This is a genomic window from Verrucomicrobiales bacterium (genome assembly GCA_016793885.1).
Classification (GTDB): Bacteria; Verrucomicrobiota; Verrucomicrobiia; order Limisphaerales; family UBA11320; genus UBA11320.
Genome location: JAEUHE010000233.1, coordinates 54,339 through 75,024, shown reverse-complemented (window position 1 = coordinate 75,024; position 20,686 = coordinate 54,339). Strand labels below are relative to the sequence as shown.

Genomic DNA, 20,686 nt, shown 5'->3' with positions numbered 1-20,686 from the left:
GGGATGAATGGTCCATGGTTAAAAGCCCCCGGCCGATTGCAGCAGGTCGCCGACCCCTCGGCTGAGGACGAAGTACAGGGGCGAAAGCTGAACCACCAGCAAAAGGCCGAGAAAGCAAATCGAAACCGGGAGCGCGGCGTAGAGCATCAGCTCAAATCGGTACAGCGCGCGCCCATGATAAATCTCCGCCGCCCGCCGGAACCCGGCACCCCAATCCTCGCCGCTGCCGGCGACGATCCAGACAAAGAGCGGCGGAAAAAACAGGCTTTCGCGAGTGAGATCGGTGAAGCGCGTAACGCCGCCCGCCAACAGCAGCTGCCAGCGCAGCAGCTCCGCCTGCACACGCGAGCCCGTCTCCACCTGCTGCAGCAACGCGACCGCCTCGGACACCGGGCAGCCGCGGGAGATCATCAGGCTGAGGGCGGCGGCCAGCCGCGAGAAACTCGCTTCGCGGAAACCGGGCACCCGCCACCGCAGCCATTGGCGCACCCTGGCCGATCGCGCCCCCGCAACCCACAGGCCCGAGACGACCAGGATCAGGATCAAGGGCAACCACAGCTGCAGGAGCATCAAATTCAAAAACGTCGCCGAGGCCGGCGTCAGTCCCGTCGAGAACCCCACCACCGGCTCGGCGCTCGCGATGAACGGGGTGAAGACCGCCGCCAGCAGCGCCGAAAGAATCAGGCAGGCAATCAGAATGATCAACGGATAGATCAGAAGACCGTTCATGCGTGTCATAAGGTCGCCCGCCTTGCGATAGTAGTCGGCAAGCAAGAGGAGAACTCCCGGCAAATCATTGCTGGCCTGGCCAACCCGCAGCAGACACTTCAACAGCGCAGGAAGCTGGCGCTGCTCCAATGCAGCACTCAGGGGCAGCCCTCGGGCGAGATCTTGCTCCAGCCGCTCAAGCTCGGCGCAGAGGCGTCCCGACTTCATGGTCGAGGACAGCTGCCGGAGCGCCCCCTCCAGCGGGATGCCGGATCGCAGCATCCCCGCCAGCTGTTGGGTTACAAAGGAAAGCTCCTCAGGATTCATGGTTCATGGTCCAAAAGTTCGCTCCACCTCGGCCCGCGAGGTTTGGCCGCTGCCCACCAACAGCTCCGCCGACTGCCGCAGGGTCGTCGCCGGTTGAACCGATTCCGGTCCAAAAGCCCCGCGACGGGCGGAGGCGTCCGCTGGAAAGCGAAACCACTCCACCGCCGGGACGCGTCCTCGATAGCCCGTTTGTAGGCAGGAGGGACATCCTTGTCCCGCGCAGCCAGCGCAGGTACGTCGCAAAAGTCGCTGGTTCAGGACCAACAGGAGCGCGGAAACGACCGCGTGATGATCCGGGCACATCACCAGTAAACGCTCGAGCACTCCGCGGCATGAGCCGGCGTGGAGGGTCGAGATCACCAAGTGACCGGTCATCGCCGCCCGCACCACCAACCGGGCGGTCTCTTCGTCGCGAATCTCTCCCACCACAAGCACCTGCGGATCCTGGCGCAACAAATGGCGGGTGGCCTTCGCAAAGTCCAGTCCCAGGGCCTCCTGAATCTCCGTTTGCATCAGCCCCGGGATGATCTGCTCCACCGGATCCTCGATCGTGATGATCTGTCGGCCGCCCAACGAGATGAGAAAGCGCAGGCAGGCGTAGATGGTCGTCGTCTTGCCGCTGCCGGCCGGTCCGGTGAGCAAGACGAGTCCGCCAGGGGAGCGAAGCACGTTCTCCAGCTCGCGGCGTACCTCCTCAGGAAACTCCAGGGTGTCCAGCGTGCCGGCGGCCTGGTGTGGTTGGAAGAGCCGCAGCACGATTTTTTCCCCAGTCACCGTAGGATAGGTAGCAACCCGCAGATCCTGGTCGGCCCCCACCGATTCCCGAGAGATGCGCCCATCCTGAGGCAGGGAGTGCTGATAGGTCTTCAGCCGGCTGAGGTACTTGATCCGCCCGAACACGCGTTCGGCCAGCTCCCCTTCCAACCCGCCTCGGGGCACCAAAACTCCGTCCACACGAAAGGAGATCTCGGCTCGATTCCCAACCTGGTGAAGATGGATATCGCTGGCACCGCTGGCCTGGGCCTGATGAATCAACTCCACCAGGAACGCGGGTGCATCTGAATCCATTTCCTCTGGAGCTGACGTCTGCTTTGACATGTCGCTGGTGCGGCAATCCGGGGTAGCTCTCAACACCCTGACCGGTAGCCGCCGGTCTGACAAGCGCGAGATTCTGGGCGAGGGCGACTGAGTTATGGGTAGGAGTGAGTTATGAGTTCCCGAAGCGGGCGGAGGAGGGGAACCGGTCGCCAACTCGTCACTGCTCATTCCTCACTCCTAACTCGTCACTCGTCACTCGTCACTTCCCCAATCCCCAATCGCAAATCCAAAATCTAAAATCCACTCAAGTCGCTCCAGGCTTGTCAGCCGGGGGGGACGATCGCTTAACATCGACCACAACGGATCCAATGATCCGACCGCATCATCTATCTCATGAAGAATCTGCAAATGGAGTTTCTGAAGCTCGGTAAAGGTAAGTCGCCCCAGCCCGGCAACACTGTCAAAGTCCACTACACGGGCTGGCTGACCGATGGCACCAAGTTTGACAGCTCGGTGGATCGAAACGAGCCGTTCGAATTCGTGATCGCAGGAAATCAGGTCATCCAAGGCTGGGATGAGGGCGTGGCGCGGATGCGAGTCGGCGATAAGGTGAAGCTGACGCTTCCCTCCGATTTCGCGTACGGTGACGCCGGATACCCTGGAGCCATCCCCCCCAAAGCCACACTGATCTTCGAAGTGGAGCTCCTGGCCATCCGATAGGTTTGACGGGTGGGAGGTCGGACCCTAGGGTTACACCATGATCGACGTGACCGAGACTCAGCCGCATCGCCCCTCCCAGCAGGGGGTCAGGACTCCCATGCCTCCGGCCCAGGTGAGCGCGCTCTCACGCGAGATCCTGGAGTTGAAGCGCAAACTCAACGCGGTGATCCTGGCGCACAACTACCAGATCAACGAGATCCAGGAAGTCGCCGATTACGTCGGAGACTCCCTCGGACTCGCCCAGCAGGCCGCCAAGACCCCGGCAGAAACCATTGTGTTCTGCGGGGTGCACTTCATGGCGGAGACCGCCAAAATCCTGAACCCCAACAAGCGGGTCTTGCTTCCCGATCGGGACGCGGGCTGCTCACTCGAAGAAAGCTGCCCCGGCGCCAAGCTGAAGGCGCTCCAGCAGACCAATCCCAAGTTCTACACCATCGCCTACATCAACTGTAGCGCCGAGGTGAAGGCCCTCAGCGATGTGATCTGCACGAGCGGCAACGCCGTGAAGATCGTCAAAGCGGCCCCGGCTGACCGCGATCTGCTGTTTGTGCCCGACGAGAACCTCGGCTCCTGGGTCATGGAGCAAACGGGTCGTCCCATGCACCTGTGGAAAGGCAACTGCTATGTGCATGTCGAATGGACCCACGCCAGTATCACCCGCATCCGTCAACAATACCCAGGCGCTCCAGTCGTCGCTCATCCAGAATGTACCAAGGCCGTGCGCATGCTCGCCGATGAAGTCTGCTCGACCGAGAAGATGGTGACCTACTGCAAGGCTTCTCCCGCCGGCCAGTTCATCATCGCCACCGAAGCGGGCATGCTCCACCGATTGGAACGGGAGTGCCCCGGCAAGATCTTCATCCCCGCCCCAACGGACAATTGTCGCTGCAACGAGTGCCGTTTCATGAAGATGAACACGCTCGAAAAACTGCACGATTGCATGCTCCGTGGGACCCCCCAAGTCACCCTTTCACCTGAGATCATCGAACGCGCTCGCTTGCCCATCGAGCGCATGTTGGAGATTTCAGCTAGGCCGTGACGGAGAAAAAGAACGGCCGCACCCGGGGTCAGGTGCGGCCGTTCGTTTTTACAAATACTTCGGTGCTAAGGTACTAGCGCAAGGTTCAGGCGGGGTTTTGCTGCGCCCAATCGCTGAGTCGGATAAACTCCCTAATCTTTCTCCGCTCGTATCGATGTTTGAGTGCCTTGGCAGGCCGGTCGTCGGCCTTACGGAATGGATGTTTCGTACTCCTCACTAACTCCGAGATCACGTCTAGGGATTTGGTCATAGAACTGTATCCTTTCTCGTAACAAAACTGAGCTTGAGCCATGCCAACCAAGGGTACAGACCGTTCCTCCTTCTGGAACGTGGCGAAACATGAACAAGCAGCAGTTCATCGCCTTCCTATACTGCCAAACCTGACGAAAACGTCAAGAGTTCTTCACAGAATTGACCATCCTATGTGGCAAAAGTCGCCAGGATGGTCAAAAAGGAGACATGCGAAAAAGTCCAGATCTCCACTCGCCTTCAGTCCGCCCCCGCTCCAGGAACCACCCCTCTCCCTCGAACGCTTTCTGTACCATGCCAAACTGATTTACCAATATCCCCGCCAGGATCAGGGCTCCACCGTTCGCAACCCGATTTAAGATTCTCTGCCGCTCGGCGATCAGCAAGTCATACATCAGGTTCGCACAGACCACATCATAACGTTGGGCAGCCCGCTTCGGGAGGCGCGCGAGATCCGCCTGCTCAAACCGCAACCGACGCTGCACCCCGTTCATCCGCGCGTTGGCGTTCGCCACTCGCACTGCCTCAGGATCGAAATCAAAGGCATGCACTGGTGCGTAGCCGAGCAACGTGGCTCCGATCGACAAGATCCCCGAGCCGGAACCGATGTCGAGTAGGGACTGAGAGACCGCCACCTTGCGCAGCCGAACCAGCTGACGCAGACAAAAGCGAGTCGTGGGATGGTTTCCGGTGCCAAAGCTAAGCCCCGGGTCCAAAACCAGCGTCGCCTGACCAGCCTTAGCCTTGGCTTGGCTCCAACTGGGCTTCACCAGCAGCAGCTTGCCCGGCTCCCACGGCTTGAAATGACGCTTCCACGAGGTGGTCCAATCTTCGGCTGGAACATGACGAATGGACACCCGCCCCGAGCCCACCTGAAGCCCGCTCTCGCGTGCGCGCAGCAGACCCGCTCGCAGCTCCGCCCGCCGAGCGGTGGTGATATCGCGTCGCCTCGGCACGAAAACGGAGACGACGGTTCGCCCTGTGATCGTGTTTTGCTGGGTGGCGGCCGCGAGACCGAAAACCGCGGTGAGCAACTCGCTCACCGCTTCCTCGGCTTCGGAAGTGGTGGCAACGGAGAGTTTCCAAAAGGGAATCGGCTTCACTTGGTATGCTTCCAGGGAGAGAAGTTGAGTAACTGAATCTCCACGCGGTCGGGCGACCAGTCCACAATGCTGACGCTGGCATAGTCGACCTCAAACATGCTCATTCGGCTGAGCGGCAAATCCAGCATCAGCGACAAGAGCTGACGGACGACGCCACCATGACAGAAAACCGCCACTGACTCGTCCACATGCTCTCCGAGTATATGACGTAAACACGGTTGAACCCGAGCCCGGTACCCATCCGCGGTCTCCGCGTTGGGAATACCCCCGGTCTCAAGCAATTCGAGCCAATTGAAGGCGCTCGCTCCAAACTTCTCCTGCACCTCGTGCCACCCCAGCCCGGTCCAATCGCCAAAGTCCACCTCCCGAAGGTCAGGCATCACTTGCGGTGCATGGCCGCCTCGATTCACGTAAGGAGCCAGGGTCTGCTGCACTCGCTTCATCGGGCTGGCATAAGCGGCCTGCAAAGGATGCTTGTGCAGATAATCTGCCAAGGCTTGGGCTTGCTCATGTCCATGAGCGCTGAGATTCATGTCGATGCGGCCCCCGAAAATCCGGTGATACCGCTCCTCCACTTCCCCGTGCCTAACCAGATAGAGACGTGTCGCCGATCGTTTCATGCCGAACGTGATTTAAAGTGGTTGAGATTGGAGGAGCCCGACTTCGTCGAGGGACAAAAGCGGCAGAGGGCTGCACGCACTCCAAAATGGCCCACAAACCTCGCGGATCGTCTTGGAGTGCTGTAGCCCTCTACAGCTTTGCAGCACCCGACGGAGTCGGGATCCCGTGCGAGACATCCCGATCTCACGCACTTTAAATCACACTCCTTCATGACTATTGAACCAGGGCAGCCTGCTGGGCCGCCAACAGTTGTTGGATGGATTGACGCCCCAGCCCCAGCATGCTCGCCAGCTGTGCATCACTGAAGGTCGACTCCTCGCCCGTACCCTGAATCTCGATGAACTGCCCGGCAGCATTCATGACCAAGTTCATATCCACCTCCGCCGCGACATCCTCCAGGTAACAAAGATCCGAGATGGGTGTGCCGGCTACGATCCCCACGCTCACCGCCGCCACCGGATGCAGCATCGGGCTCTGCTGGAGCTTACCAGCCGCCAACAGCTGGTTAATCGCCAGCATCAGCGCCACATAGCTCCCCGTGATGGCGGCAGTGCGAGTGCCCCCATCCGCTTGAAGCACATCGCAATCCACCCACAACGTACGTGAACCGAGCTTCTCCAGATCAATCGCCGCACGCATGGCGCGCCCGATCAGCCGCTGAATCTCCTGGGATCGGCCATCGATTTTGCCCTTGGAGCTGTCGCGAGCTTTCCGCTGGTGGGTGGAGTAGGGTAGCATGCTGTACTCAGCTGTGATCCAGCCACCTACCACGCCCTGCTCTTTCATCCAGCGAGGAACGGTCTCCTCCACCGTCACCGCGCAAATCACGCGGGTATTACCCCATTCAATAAGGGTGGAACCGTTCGCATGCGGAGCGAACTGATTCGTAAAGCGGATCGGACGTAACTGGTCCGCCGCCCGTCCGTCGGGACGAGGACTATTCAGCGATTCGGTCATGAGCTGGGAAGGGTAGCGTGCTCATGCGCAAAGGAAAGTGAAACCTAAAGCCGGCGACGGACGACGCTACCAGGGGACCAGGGACGATCACCTATGGACCGCGGTGGCACGACACCGCTGTTCCTTCACGCCACCTCACCCCTTCCAACGCCGACCTTTACAATGGGCACACCCTCCAGCCACCCCGCCGCCCGCAGGAAAAGCGGAGACGTGTCTCCGCAGTCCATAGAACCACCTCGCTGCTGGATCCCTCCCTACCTTAGTGACGATACGGGTTATGGCGAGATTCCATTCGAGCCCTGACCGGCCCTGCGTCGTTCAAAGGGAAGAGGGCTGCGTCGTGGAGAGCCTAGGGGGTGACGAACACCTGTCGGCCCTTGCGGAGTTGCCGCTGTGTTATCCTAAGTCTGGGGCAGGAGTGGGCTCGAGCAGAGTCTCGCCCTACCGCCGTGACGATATGGGGTCACTCGCCACTCGCCACTCGCCACTCGCCACTCGCCACTCGCCACTCGCCACTCGCCACTCGTCACTCATCACTTCCCAACGCACTTCCTCACCACCATCCGTGCCATACCCCAGCGCGCTCCCCCGACCAAGCCAAGCAGCACCAAAGCCATCATTCCGTTCATGAGCCACGCATAGCGGGCGCTTTCCGACGCTCGCAAGGTGATTTTCAGATCGGTCCACGCATCGATCTGCAACGCGCGCGTGAAACTCAGTCGCTGACCCTGCTCTGGAAGCGAGGCATGAATCGCCGCCGGCTTGGCCAGAACGGTCTCTTGCTGCTGAATCAACCGCTCGACCAACTTGCGCTGCGCGGCCGCATCTTCAGCGGAATTTCGCTCCAACAGTGTTTTGGCCTCCTGCTGGGTGTAGGCAGGCGCAGGCCCGTCGCGCAGGGAACTCGGCACCTGCGATAGCCCAGTTGCATCCCCCGCCACCCTTGCCTGCCGAAGATTCAAGCCGACCAGCGCTTGTTGCGTTTTCAAGTTGTGCAGCTGAACCCGGGCATCTTCATTGAACGCGTTGTCATGTTGAGACAGCCCAAAGGCGGACTGCAGAGCCCGCCGGGCTTGCTCAGGATTGCCCTTCTCAAGCAGCGAGTTGGCCATGGAGAGAAACTGCTCCGCCTCCTGGCTTTTCGCCCGCTGCACCGTGATCTCGTTCCGTTCATAGCTGGCCAGATCGATTGATCCAGCGGCGGCCTCGGCCGTCCGCCCGCTCAGCTCCAAGGATCCACCCCAGTGATGAACCTGCCATTTCGGATTGAGAAAAACGTTCCAGGAGATCTGCTCTAAAGGTAGATCGAATTTGGGACCCAGGAGAGCCAGATCAAGACTCCGACTGCCCCGCTCCGCCGACGGGGTCAAATAGTAGAACTCCACCGGAATCGGCTCGGTGCCTTTCGAAGCGCGTTCCAGGGGGATGAGCAACTGATCCTTCTCCTTCCACGGCCATACGCTGTTCTGACTCACGAAGGCGAACCAGAAGCGGGACCTCTCTGGCAGAGTGAGCGGGAGCAACTGCTTGTCCCCGGGTGTTATCTGCAGGCGCACTCGGGTCAGAGTGGTACCATCGTCCGATACCACCGAGGTCAACGTCGCAGAATGAACTCGGGCCGGCAGCAGCTTCACCACCTCATGTCGCGTGAGCCGCAAGCTTAGTTCATAACCAGGCTCAACCAGCCGGAACACATGGCTGGCGGCTTCCGCCTCCAGTCCTTGTCGAAGGTTTGCCGGAATGGACTGCCATTCAGCGGGCTGAAGAGCCGTCGGCAATGGCCCCGGCTCGAGCTGAAGGCGTCCCTTGGTCTGCAAGGCAAGAAACCCACGCTGCAAGTTGACATCCCGCGCCTGCACACCCAGCACCCGCACTTCCGGCGTCGCCTCGGCCAGCGGAAGCTGATAATGCAGCTGGAGCACAAATTTTCCGATCATGCGCCGATGCAATCGAACCTCCCAATCGATCCTCCCGCTCCCCGGGTCCGCCCCCGCGGCGGACTTGACGAAGTCGGCCACCTGCTCGCCGGTGAACTGGACGTTCTCAGCATTGAGCGGCAAGGCTAGCCGCAGGGTCTTTGTTCCCGCATTGTCGATGTCATACACCAAGTTCATCCCCACACGCAGCCGAGCCTCCGCCACAACCACCGATTGAAAACTGGTCACCTGGGTCCAAGCTTCCACCCGCTCCACATCCGCGACCAAGTTCCAGTTCGCCTGGAGGAGCCGAAACGCCAACACGCCTTTCTGACGCAGTCCCGCCCTCGCTGGATCCAGCTGCGTGAGGCCCTCGCGCGAACTGACCTGGAGTTTGAGACCCTGCTCAGGAATCAGAACCAGGCTCCCCCGTTGCTTCTCGCTCTCGCGAATGACCAATCGAGGCGGAGTCCAACCCGACCTGGCGGAAATGCCCGCCCCCGCGAGGGTGATGGCGAAGCGCTGTTTGCCCTCAGTTCGCCCCTTGAGGTGCAGGGTGATGACCCGATCCGCCTCCGCCTTCAGCTCAGTCCAGTGACTGAGCGCCTCGCCGCTGATCGACTCCACGTCAAACCCCACGGGCAGCACGAAGCTCAGCTTGAAGATGCCAGACCGGGTGATATCCACTTCCAATCCCACGGCCAACACAGTTCGATCATCGCCCAACGAAAGGGTCTGCTGGGACTCGACGCGCACATCGGGAGCGACTTGAGAGACCTGCAACACCAACTCGCCCGTTAACTGGGAAAAGCGGAACGCGCGCCGGATCGCTGTCCCCGCAGACTGACCCCGCCAAGTGGTCAACACCTCTGGAGGGAAATCTTCCAGGTTGATCGGCGCAAAGGAATCGGCTTTGACGTCGTCCAATTGCACTTCCGAGGAGGTGGCCACTCCCAGCAAGCCAACCTGTCCCGCCGCCCCGACCAATCCCACCAGGCCCGACCGGTGAGTGTAGGGCAAGGTGGTCGACGTGAACTGAGAATGAATCTGAACCTGAAAGGGTTTGGATTGCGCCGAACTCAAGATCACTCGCAGCTTCCGCTGCGCGGGATCGAATCGCCATTGGAGCAGGGAGGGAGCTGTCACATCAGCAATGGTCGCGCCCGCCGGGATATCAAAGAGAAGCTCGTCTACCTCGCCCTGCGCAGGCCGGATCTGTGCCTGATGCAACGCATCCACGACTCCCGCTCCCGGCTGCAATAGCTGTATCCAATCCGCGTACAACACCGCCCGCTCCCGGCGAGTGTCGCGACTGCGGGGTTTCCATCCAATCCAAATGTCGGAGCCCGGGGGCAATACTAAATCGAACGCCGAATCCGCGCCCGCCTCACGTCGTGCGCTCGAGATGGCCGTTGGAACCTGCAGGTCAACATCCAAGCCCGCCAAGGTAAAGCCCACCCGGTTGACCACCCCAGACACCACTGGCAGCACGAAGCCCGGCTCGCCCTTGCGGCGTGCGACCGAGACCTGATAGCGAAATTCCAGTTCCACCAACCCGGTCTTCTCCGCCCGGAAGCCAAAGCCCGGCTGAGTCCGAATGAGCATCTCCACCAACCGTCCCGCCCCTTCGGTACTCTCAAACCCGGTCATGACCCCAGGGGATAGCAGCAGGGGCAACACCTGCCCCGCCTGCGCTTGCCATCGAACTCGGACGGTGCCCATTGCGGAGTTCTCGACGACCCGTACCTCCTGCGTGACCTGATCGGCCTGGACAAAGCTGGCTCGAGCCGAGGCAACCCGGTTGCTGACCGGTTCGGCGGCGGGAAGACATGGGGTGCTCAGAAAGAACCCAACCAGCCAGAGTGCGATCGCTGGGGCCGATGGCGTCGTCGGGGACTGGGGGTCCGCGCCTCGAGCCGACTGCGCCGGTACCCTTAGCCACGTTCTCAAGCAGGGGATCAGCATCTCAATCGCCACGAAGCACATCAGCCACACCACCATTCCCATCCCGGGATGCACGGAGCGTCCTGCCGCAGCGGCAGCCACCACCCACGCTACCGCGACTCCAAAACGGCCCCGAGCACAATCCCGAGAGCCTCTTCGCGCCGCAAACCATAAGGCCACCGCCAGGGCCAGCAGTGCCCACACCTCAGGCTGAGACCAAATAGCCCCAGCACTTGCGAGATTCTGAACCTCGACCGATAGAATTCGATCCGGTGGCTGGACTGGAACCAGGAAGCGCAACCCGGCGGAGGCGGGCGGCATCTGAGCCGAGAGGAGATTCATCGCGAGCCCCAGGGCGAAAAACGCTCCGGCAAAGCCGACCAAGGCGACGATACCGCCGATCACGTGTCGGGAGCTGAACCGGGAGCAGTCCTTGGCAGTCGCCACGCGCATCACCCAAAGGGCCAGCAGAATCAATACGCCGGCCAAGCCAGCCAGCGCCGCCAAACGAGACGGGTTGGAGGACTCCATCCACCGCGCCAGCCCCGACGCCCCCCCAGTAGACGCCGGCCGATCCGCTGGAGCGATGCTCCCGCTCCGATAGACCAATCGCCGACCTGATTCTGGTTCCAGCCGCCACTCCTCCAACAGCACCGGCGCCGAAAGCGCCGGCAGCGAGAGGGTCAGGTTGCGCGGGCTCGCCGAACGCGCGGCTATCTTGATTCGAATGTCGTTAACCGCGTTGGGATCCGCCTGCTGAGGCATGGGGAGAACGCTGGCGGCACCGTCTTGAACCGGCACCACCTGGTTCCCATTGATCGTCACCGACCAGAGCTGCATTCCAGCTGGAACCGTCAGCCGCAGGTGCGGAACTCCCTTGCTCTTCACAAAGTACTGGAGATCCGTGATCACCTGTCCATCCTTGGAAATCCGCGTGGTCACCATCCCCCGGTCCACCACCTGATTCACTGTCTCTCCCTGCACCAATGGTTTTAAGTCCAAAGCCAGGTCCGCAGGGCGGGCCGAATACCGGTAAGCTGCCAACACCGGGGCATCGAAGAAGAGACGGTACTCGGACGGGATCTCCGCCGGCTCCAACACCATCCAGCCGGGCGCCGCCGCCGGCGGCTGGGCCTGGAAGGGAAAGGAGCTGACGATCACGGTGTGGCCCTGTTCAGACTGAGCATCCAGGGGACGCGCGCCTCCGAAAGTGACTCGTTCCCCTTGCGAACGGAAAGGCCGCTCAAAAGTGACCAGCAGCGGGTAGGCACCGGAGACGGGGGAATGCAGCTGCACCACATAGCCTCCTTCGACCTTCTGCCAGCTGCGCAGATCCTTGCCCGAGAACTCCACGTTCAAATACTCGTTCGACAGGCCTACTCGAAAAGCCGAGACGGGAGCGCCGGCGATCAGGTAGTGAATCAGGCTGCTGCCGTTCGCGATCCCTTCTCCCAGCGAGAAGAGGTGAAAAACATCCGCCTGCACCGACTGAGGCAGCCGCTCAACCGACATCACCTGACTCCACAGGGCGTCCTGAATCCGTGCCGCCGCCTGGAGTCCGGGAGTCTTCTTGGGGAAAAATGCCGTCGCCACCTCCGACACGCCCTGCAGCCTGCCGGGGGAGAGCCGGAATCCGAGGTCGGCCTTCACGCCGAGATGGCCGCGCACCGATTTCGCCTGCGGAATATCGATGCGTGGCAGAGTCCAATCTCCAGCCGCTGGGGGCCGATTTTGCTCCAGGCTGAGGTTGATTAGCTGCCTTCCCAGCACCGGGGCGCTGTACACCAGGCGCAGTTGCGAGTCCGTTCCCCCGGGTGTCTCCGTCAAAAAATAGTCGGTGAGTCCCACCGCGTTTAAACGAGCCACGGCAAAACCCCGGGGCACCCGCAGCACCAGCTCACGCAAAGGTGCCTCTCGAACCTCCAGGTCCAGATCCAACTCCACTGACAGCTCGTTTTCGCCATAGTGATAGAGCAGAACCTGCGATGCCGAGATCTCGGGCAAGATGTTGTCCGCCTGAAAGCGCAGATCCAGGACGTCGCCGGAGAATCGATAGGCAAAAATCTGACTGCCCTGACCCGACACCAAGGCTTTCGCGGAGTCGGTCTGGGGAAATTGCTCCGGCGAAATCTGTGACAACCCGGAGGAACGAAGCACCTCCAACCGCACCGCACCTTCATTGAGCAACCGAACAAAGCCTCCCGTCCGCAGGGCTCCCTCCGGCTTGACCTGAATCATGTCGACCGCAAGGGGAAACAAACCCAGCGGAGTTTGGGCCTGCACCTGGAGGGAAAACTGATCCTTCTGGCTCTGATTGAGCTGGATCGTCAGCCGACGCTCCGAGCCCTCCGGCAGCGGCGACACCACCCACGAAAGCACCGATGCCCCCTGCACACGGGTCACCTCCCCGACTCCTCGCAGGAGGAAACTGACCTGCTTGAGCTCTCCCTGCATGACCTTGTATTCAAAGATCTCGATCTGGGTCATCAGGCCAGGCCGGACCTGGATCTGACTCAATGCCTCCACGGAAAAGAAGAGCACGCCCTCGGCCTCGCGTCCCGCCTCCCGCCATTGAAGTTTCAGCTCGCCGGAGGGAGGGAGAAAACTGGCGAAGGTCTCGCCAATCGCTTCGGGTGGCGGAGCTCCTTGAAAGCGAAACTGTGTCTCGCGGGGAAGCCCGCGCAACTCCAGCTTGGGAAGTACCGAGCGCGCGATATTCACATCGATGTCGCTCCACCCCTGGTTTTTGACGACGCCCGCATGAAACCGCATCTCGATGGGAAACTCACCAGCCCGGTCGAACGAAGCCACGTAGCGGCCAGCTTCAAACCGAAGGCGCCCGTTTGAAACCGGCGTCCATCCCGTCAAGGCCAACCGTCCTCCCAGCAGGGCGATCTCCCCTCCCTGAGCGCTCTGAACCTTAGCCACTGCTGACAAGGTGAAAGCCGCGACTTCCCCTTGCAGCTCTCCCACCAACCTGAGGGAGTTCAACACCACTCGACCCGCCTCCGGATCGGCCCAGCGTAGTTTCAAAGGAAGCTCATAAGGCACTCCATGGAACCGATACGCCTGAACGTCGTTCGTCGCAGTGGTCGCTCCCGAAACCGGCGACAAGCTCTCCGGTAGAAACCGGGGTTCCACCGGGGAAAGCCCCACGAAGCGCTCGAGAACCGCCTCCAACCCGGCATCGGGATCGATCCGCACATACCCGCTGGACAAAGCGCTCGGACTCACCATGAGCGTCAGACCATCCACCGGCTGATCCCAAGACTCGACGGTAGTCTCTGCAAAAATCTGCAGGGAGATCTGACTGAGCGGAGGCTCCGCCTTCGCGAAACGAACCACCAACGATCGGGCTCCATTGGTCCCCTGCCGAACCGCCCAATCCATAACCCCGCCATTGGGAGCCGCGATGCGACTCACCTCACCCTTTCCGCGCAACTCCAAGACCAGCTCCTGGGGCTGCCCTCGAAGGACGTCCACCTGAACGGCAATCCGGTGCAGGAGCTTTCGTTCGGTCACCCGAACCGCTTGGAAGAATGTGGCGCTGTAGACCGCCGACTCGTGTCCCTGCCGCAGCCCTTGAAGTTCGGCCTGGATCAGCAGACTGGCCCGTTCGCCATCCCACCCTCCTTTAATTGAAGCATTCCGAACCTCAGCCGTAGCCGGGGGATTGGCAGCGGCGTTCTGCCCCCAGCACCGATCCGAACCAGCGAGCCACAGAGCCGTGCAGCTCAAGCACATAAGAATGGTCTTAACAGCACCCCAACGCCCCCCACCCCACGAGGTAGGGCGAGACTCCGTCGAGCCCGGTTCCAACCCACAACGCCACATCTCCAACCACCTCCCGGCGAGGAACTCACTCCGGCTGGGAGAACCCTGAGGCCCTCCTGGAAGAGGCCTGTCCCCTTCTGACCGGCTCTGAGCCGCTCCCCGGAGAGGCCTGTCCCCGTTCGACCGACCCTGTGCCCCTCCCAGGAGAGGCCTGTCCCCGTTCGAGCGGTCAGGGCCAACTGGAGCTCGACGGAGTCTCGCCCTACCGGGTCGCAGGATGGCTGTGGAATCGTTCAGATGTGTGCTCATGGGGATTCACCTTTGGGAAGGCCCCTCGATGGGGGCTATCGAAACTATCGCCCGGCCGATCCGGCCAGTGCCTGGGCTTGCTGAAGCATTTGTTGCAACTGCTGAGGGCGAGGGTCGGGATTCCATTGCGAGGGAATGTCCGCATTCAAGGAAAGCAGGCGATCTAGCTTCACCTGCTCCGCAAAGGGACTGCGCGCCAGCCATTCGGCAAACGCGCCCGCGGTCGCGGCCAAACGCAGGCTGGCAGCGCCGCGGTCCAGGGTGGGCACGTTTCGTTCATGAGGCATCTCCCACTCCTGCTCGACATACTGACCGGACGCCGGCACCCGATAACGAACCCGCACGGTCCCGATCGCTCCCGACCCCGAATCATTCACCTGGATGAGATAAAGGGCCTGTCCGGCCTCGGCAGCGCCCAATTCCGCGGCATCCACCGTGTTGTCCCGGAACTGTTGGGCGGTCAACTGATGCCGAGCATAGCCCATCTGTCGCCACACCCGCACCCGCTCAGGATTGAACTGCACCTGGACTTTGACGTCGGAGGCAGCTACCCGGAGTGACCCAGCCAGCCGGGCCGAGAATTCCGTCGTCGCCTCCACCTCCGAGTTCACAAACCCATAACGTCCGTCGCCATGGCGGGAAAGGGTGGCGAGCATGTCATCGTTGAACTCTTCCCACCCGACTCCAAAACAATCCAAGGCCATTCCACGCTGGCGCGCTGCAGAAACCTCCTTGGTCAAGACCTCCGCGTTGATCTCCCCGAGATTCGCCGCTCCGTCGGTGATCAAAACAACCCGGTTCACACCTCCCGAGAGGAAATGTCGCGCGCAGGTGTTATACGCCAGCCTGAGGGCCTCCTCCAAGTTGGTCCCACCTTCCGGAGTGGGATCCCCGAGAGCGAGAATCCAACCGTTGGTCGAAGTCGCCAACATGCCATCCACGCGCAGCTGTGGGGTTCGGGCAAAGGTGATCACGCTGACCCGGTCCTGTGCCTTCAGTTGCTGGCCTAGCTGGGCCAGCATGCTGCGGAGAATCGCCACTCGATCCGACCGCTCCATGGATCCCGAATTATCGAGCAGCAGCACCAGGTTGAGCGGGCGACCCAGCTCGCGTCCTTGAGCCGCGGTCTTGATGGCCAGCCTCAATACGTCCCGATCATGAGCAAAGGGATAGCGAGCCCTCTCCCAATTGAAACTTACCGCGCGTCCGGCCGCCGGCTCGGGATCGCGATACTGAAAGGCGTTGATGAACTCTTCGGTGCGAATGCTGCCCGCCTCCGGAAGCACGTTGTTCTGCAGACTCGCGGCCGCTAGCTTGAAGGAAACATCCGTGACGTTCAGCGAGAAGGTCGACAACGCACTTTGCCGAGAGTCCATTTCGGGCTGCGGGGTTGGGACGGGCGCGGCTCCTGCCACGCGCAGCTGGTTCGTGACCCGATTGCCTCGCTCCAGAGACTCGCTGCTTTTCGCCGCCAGAATCGTCAGTCTCTCCTGCTTTGATTCGATCGGCTTCCCCGCTATCTCCGGTGTCACTGCGGTGCCCAAGCGAGTTTCCGCTAACCGGCCTCGGGTTGTGGAGTCCACTGCCAAGGGCTCGCCCACTTTAGTGTCGGCGGCAGCTACTTCCCCGTCCGATAAGGTGGATAGCGGAACCCCAGCCACGGGGGGCGAACTCTCATCCTTTTTTTTGAGGGACAGCCGAATTTCCCGACGTCCCTGCGCGTCCACCGTTTCGCCTACCGCGGTGAGATCCGCCAGCTGTTTCACGCTCTCCACACCCCGTGGAGTTTGACCGACGGATAAAGGCCGGTTCTCGGCCAGCCCGTAGAGGGAGGGCCGATCCCCGTCCATTGCTTTCTGGAGCTTCGATAGCATGCTGCCCCCCGCCGCTCCCGCCGCATCTCCCAAGGTCACCTCGGAGCGCGCGTCCAAGGACTTCTCCGAGTAGAAGTAGCTTCGGTTTTCCTGGGCTCCGAAACGTGACACCGTATCGATCGCGAGATCACGACCGGCGTAGAACGAATCGAAATGCCACTCGTTCGCTTTCCGGCCCCCGGCGAACCTCCCATTCAGTTCCACCGCCCCGGCCAGCGAGTTGTCATAGTTCAACACGGGTGAGGGGGGAGTGCTGTTTGCCAGCGAAGGACGGGCGAGCGAAGAAGGGTCCTGAGCTGGTCTGCTGGGAACGGAGGCCCCCACTTGGGCAAGGACGGACTCGGGGAGGATTTTCTCCTCGATGGCCTCACCCCGGAGAGCGGAACTTTCGGTGGGACCGGAAGCCGGCGGGCTCGCCGGCTTTCTAAACAAACCAAGGTCTCCTTCATTCCGGGAGAGACCGCGCTGCTTGTCCTGAGCCCCACCTCTCGAGTCGGCCGACAAGAAGTCCTCCGCCGGAGCAGTCGGTAGATCCTCCTCTAACCGGCCAACCAAGGCCAGATTCGTTGGGCTGACCGGTGAATCAGGGGACCAACTGCGCCAGAAGAGAGCGCCAGCCAGCCCCATCAGGCCCGCCGCAGCCGCCATCGGAACCATCCATCGGATCGCCGGCCGTCGAGAGGGAACCGGGGCGGCTGCGGTCGGTGGTGCGGATTTGAAATGCTCGAGCAACTGCGTGCGGCGTCCATCGGAAAGACGAAGCGGCGGAGCGGGAGATTCGGTGGATGGCGAAGGCTGAGCCACGGTGGCTTCGACGAATTCGAGGGTCTTTTTCAGACGCGCCCGCAGCTGCAGGAGCTGAGGATCTTTCTCAATGACCTGCTCCAATGCCGCGGCTGTCTCCGGGGGCAACTCTCCCAGCAGCAGCGCAGTGATCTGCACCTCGAGTTCTTCCGATCCCATATTGGCAAAATTCGAGTTCATGGCACTAATCCGGCCTTGGCGAGTTCACCCGCCAACTTCTTCAGCGCGTGGTGCAGCAGATAGCCCACATTCCCGACAGTCAGGCCGGCCTTCTCTCCAATTTCTTTGTAACTCAACCCCTCCTCAAAGCGCAGCCGAACCACGTTTCGCGATTCTTCGTCGAGCGTCTCCAAGCTTAAGCGCACCAAACCAATGCCTTCCCAGCGGGAGATCTCCTCGTCGGGAAGGGGTCGCGGATCGCTGAGTTCATCCGCTCCCCCACCCTCGACGTCGGTGCCGGAAACCATCGGGACGATGCGATCAAACTTTCGTCGATGGTTCAGCGCCAGATTGTGAACCGTCCGATACAGCCAAGCCTTGGGCTGGAGCACCGGATCGGTTTGGGCATGGAGTTTCATGAAAGCTTCCTGGACAACATCTTCCGCCGCTCCCGCATTCCCTAGCAGCCGCAGCGCGTAGGCGAGCAAGGGGGACTCCAAAGCATGAAAGATCGCCTCAATCGACGAGGCGCCCGGCGCCGCTTCACTGGGGGAAAACAGGCTCACAGTCATCCACTTACTCTGCGTTCCACCCAGGGAAGCATCGCGCTCTCAGCCCTCGGTTGTTGCCCGGTTTCATGTTTATAGACCCGCATATCTCAACCTGCCCACGAGGATATGACCCGCCTCCCCGATGTTTATTAGACGAAAAGAAGAAGGGGATGCTCCGGCGGGACAAGGCTCATCTTAGAAAAGAGGAAATCCGCTGTGTGCCTCCAGGTGAGCCGCTTAAGGTCCGCCGCGGCGCGTGCGCCACGGATTGTTGCTGCGTGTCGATTGTGATATGCGTGCTCGATCATGGCAACGATGTCTTGAACCCTAGGCTCCTCCCACCGGGCCACTAACTTATCGTCCGAATCGGAGATCTCGAGCGATTCAAGGTCCACCAGAGGATAGGCATTGTTCTCGGTTACGATGTCGCGATGTCCGCTGGTGTACGAAGCAATGACCGGCTTTCCGCATGCCATGTACTCCATCATCACCAGATTTGTCCCCCCCTCGCAACGGTTGGGAAAGACTCCTAAATCCGTAGCTCGATAGACCTCCACCAATTTCTCGGGGGCCAACAGGGGTAAGACTTTGACTCGCCCAGGCCTTATGCCGTTGATCTCAAGCAAGTGATTCATCTGGTCTTCATAGTCCGATCCGCTCCATTCCCAACGAAGATAGGGCGACATCGCCATGCTCTGGAGTGAGTCGGGCCAAAAATTGAACCACGATGCTACCAGTGTCATGTTCGGGTAGCGGTCCTGCAACTCCCGAAAGGCAATGATAACGAGATCCTGTCCCTTGCGGAATTCAAACTTTCCTCCGGAAAAGATGAGAAACTCTTCGTCCGTGCGGGTTGAGGTCCCAGGCAAATGGAGCGCAGGATCGATCCCTTGAATCAACAGGGCGGCGTTGTGAATTCCCTTCTCCCGCATGCGCGCGAGACACCAGGACGATCCAGCGAAAACGAGATCATAACGCTTGGCATTGTCTTTCGCCGCATCAGTCAGCTCCAGCTCGAAGAATGTGTAAGCAAAGTTCCGCCTTCCTCGGCAGGGCGCAGAAGGATTGAAATCGTGGTCCTGAAGCGGAACAAAAAGGTCACCCGGTAGGTCTTGGCAAGTCCAGAGCGGATGCGTGTCATCCAAGGGTACGACTTCGGCCAGCTGAGACAGTTCCTGAATCAGGTAACGGTTGGCCATTCCCCAACCGAACCCAAACCCCGGTTTACCAGCATAGTGGATCATGAGAGCTGCCCTCCCGATGGGCTACGCACAGCTTTGATTAGCCTGGTCGAGATTCCGGTCCATGCGACAGCGACAGGTTAAAACCAGTCGCTAAACTGATCACTTCGAGCCACTGTGGGATCAGCTTCTCCCAAGCCAAGTTGCACGCATATTCACGTCCAGCTTTTCCGTAGGTTTCGAGCAGCGTGGGATTCAAATAAAGTCTTTCAATACATCGGGCCAAGTCATCCACATCCACAATGGCATGCTCGATTAAATTGTTCCCCAAGGTCTGCGTGCCGAGGATCCGCGCGAGTTCCCCACGACCTCGAACCAATTCAGAACAAGCGCTGTAGTCCGTGGCGACAACAGGCACTCCAGCGGCCATGCTTTCAATGATAGGCAGCCCAAAACCTTCCCCGTTGCTCGCCAGCACGGTGACATCAAAAAAATTATACAAGCGATTGAGGTCAGAATCATTCAATGCACAGCTTAGCGACAACTCTGGGGTGGACACATCAGCTCGGTCTTGGAGTCGGTAACGCCTCAAAAGAGTAACTAAGTCGTACCCGATGTCGCACGGGCTCATATGCAGATAGAGGTAGGTATCAGAATGAAGCTCGTTGAGCTGGGCGAAGGCTTTGACCAAAGCAGGAATGTTTTTCCGGGGCTGATTCCGGGCGACGCATCCCACAACAAACTTGCCACGACAACGATCGTGATCTCGAAGCCGCTCCCTATCGGGCAAAGGGCGGAACGTCTCGGTGTCCACGCCATGATAAATCCGATGGATACGCTTGGAAGGCACACCAGCTTGGATTACCGACCGACCGAAGTCGGACATCGTTACCACTTCGTCGATCCCCTGAATGAGAGGTACCCAGGGCTCGTAAAGCGGGGCTCCATCAATAGGCACATAGGCGATCCACCTAAATTGACCGCGCACAGGATGAGTCGACATCCACTGGAACATCCACATTTCCCCAAGCGTAATGACAACATCGGGGCGAAACTCGTTCACCACCCGCTCAAAGTGATCTTCCCCGTAGGTGGATGCTAGAGACGGATAGACCTTGATCGGATAGAGGGCTTGGTCATAGGGCCAACCGTCGAAGCCTACACCGAGGCAAACGATTTCCAGATCGGGATGCTTCGCTAGCCTGATCGTTAGCTCACGGGTGACGCGGCCAAAGCCGGTCGCCAGTAGTGGACAATCGCTCAACCATAGAATCTTAACGGCCACGAGGGTATTGAGGCTGAACGTGGCTCAAGGTCTGCATCCCCATCGCGGTGACGTGTGAGGATTCCCACCAACCGGGTATTGTGAAGGTAGCAAGCTCAGACCGCGAGACCAGGCCTGATACAGCGGA

Annotated in this window: 12 protein-coding genes; 2 read left to right on the top strand and 10 right to left on the bottom strand. The window is 60.5% G+C overall.

Going from position 1 to position 20,686, the window contains the following annotated elements; translation table 11 throughout:
* Positions 1 to 18: 18 nt before the first annotated feature.
* Together JNN07_25600 and tadA are read right to left on the bottom strand one after the other, a co-directional pair.
* Positions 19 to 1,035, bottom strand: a complete 1,017-nt coding sequence (locus JNN07_25600) for a type II secretion system F family protein (GenBank protein ID MBL9171134.1) — start codon at positions 1,033 to 1,035, stop codon at positions 19 to 21.
* Between the two features lie 3 nt (positions 1,036 to 1,038).
* Positions 1,039 to 2,103 carry a Flp pilus assembly complex ATPase component TadA gene (tadA, locus tag JNN07_25595; GenBank protein MBL9171133.1) on the bottom strand — a complete coding sequence of 355 codons (1,065 nt, stop codon included), beginning with the start codon at positions 2,101 to 2,103 and terminating at the stop codon, positions 1,039 to 1,041.
* Positions 2,104 to 2,466: 363 nt separating this feature from the next.
* Between tadA and JNN07_25590 the strand changes: the two genes are divergently transcribed.
* Together JNN07_25590 and nadA are read left to right on the top strand one after the other, a co-directional pair.
* The gene (locus tag JNN07_25590) at positions 2,467 to 2,793 is read left to right on the top strand and encodes an FKBP-type peptidyl-prolyl cis-trans isomerase (protein MBL9171132.1); all 327 of its coding nucleotides are present in this window, start codon (positions 2,467 to 2,469) and stop codon (positions 2,791 to 2,793) included.
* A gap of 37 nt (positions 2,794 to 2,830) precedes the next feature.
* Complete coding sequence (gene nadA / locus JNN07_25585; protein MBL9171131.1) at positions 2,831 to 3,832, top strand: quinolinate synthase NadA; 1,002 nt, start codon at positions 2,831 to 2,833, stop codon at positions 3,830 to 3,832.
* Positions 3,833 to 4,278: 446 nt separating this feature from the next.
* Here nadA and JNN07_25580 read toward each other — a convergent pair whose 3' ends face one another.
* From JNN07_25580 to JNN07_25545, 8 genes are all read right to left on the bottom strand, one after another.
* Positions 4,279 to 5,184 carry a 50S ribosomal protein L11 methyltransferase gene (locus JNN07_25580; GenBank protein ID MBL9171130.1) on the bottom strand — a complete coding sequence of 302 codons (906 nt, stop codon included), beginning with the start codon at positions 5,182 to 5,184 and terminating at the stop codon, positions 4,279 to 4,281.
* Positions 5,181 to 5,804, bottom strand: a complete 624-nt coding sequence (locus JNN07_25575; protein ID MBL9171129.1) for a histidine phosphatase family protein — start codon at positions 5,802 to 5,804, stop codon at positions 5,181 to 5,183. Before JNN07_25575 ends, JNN07_25580 begins: the two co-directional genes overlap by 4 nt.
* 214 nt (positions 5,805 to 6,018) lie before the next feature.
* A complete protein-coding gene (gene rph / locus JNN07_25570; GenBank protein ID MBL9171128.1) occupies positions 6,019 to 6,762 on the bottom strand; it encodes a ribonuclease PH in 744 nt (247 codons plus the stop codon).
* A 533-nt stretch (positions 6,763 to 7,295) separates the two neighbouring features.
* Positions 7,296 to 14,366: a phage tail tape measure protein gene (locus JNN07_25565; GenBank protein ID MBL9171127.1), complete on the bottom strand. Its 7,071-nt coding sequence runs from the start codon at positions 14,364 to 14,366 to the stop codon at positions 7,296 to 7,298.
* 383 nt (positions 14,367 to 14,749) lie between these two features.
* On the bottom strand, positions 14,750 to 17,563 hold the full coding sequence (locus JNN07_25560; protein MBL9171126.1) for a von Willebrand factor type A domain-containing protein: 2,814 nt from the start codon (positions 17,561 to 17,563) through the stop codon (positions 14,750 to 14,752).
* On the bottom strand, positions 17,560 to 18,114 hold the full coding sequence (locus tag JNN07_25555; GenBank protein ID MBL9171125.1) for an RNA polymerase sigma factor: 555 nt from the start codon (positions 18,112 to 18,114) through the stop codon (positions 17,560 to 17,562). The genes JNN07_25560 and JNN07_25555 overlap by 4 nt, the downstream gene beginning before the upstream one ends.
* 128 nt (positions 18,115 to 18,242) lie before the next feature.
* Positions 18,243 to 19,337, bottom strand: a complete 1,095-nt coding sequence (locus JNN07_25550) for a glycosyltransferase family 4 protein (GenBank protein ID MBL9171124.1) — start codon at positions 19,335 to 19,337, stop codon at positions 18,243 to 18,245.
* A 37-nt stretch (positions 19,338 to 19,374) separates the two neighbouring features.
* The gene (locus JNN07_25545; protein MBL9171123.1) at positions 19,375 to 20,559 is read right to left on the bottom strand and encodes a glycosyltransferase family 4 protein; all 1,185 of its coding nucleotides are present in this window, start codon (positions 20,557 to 20,559) and stop codon (positions 19,375 to 19,377) included.
* Positions 20,560 to 20,686: the final 127 nt, after the last annotated feature.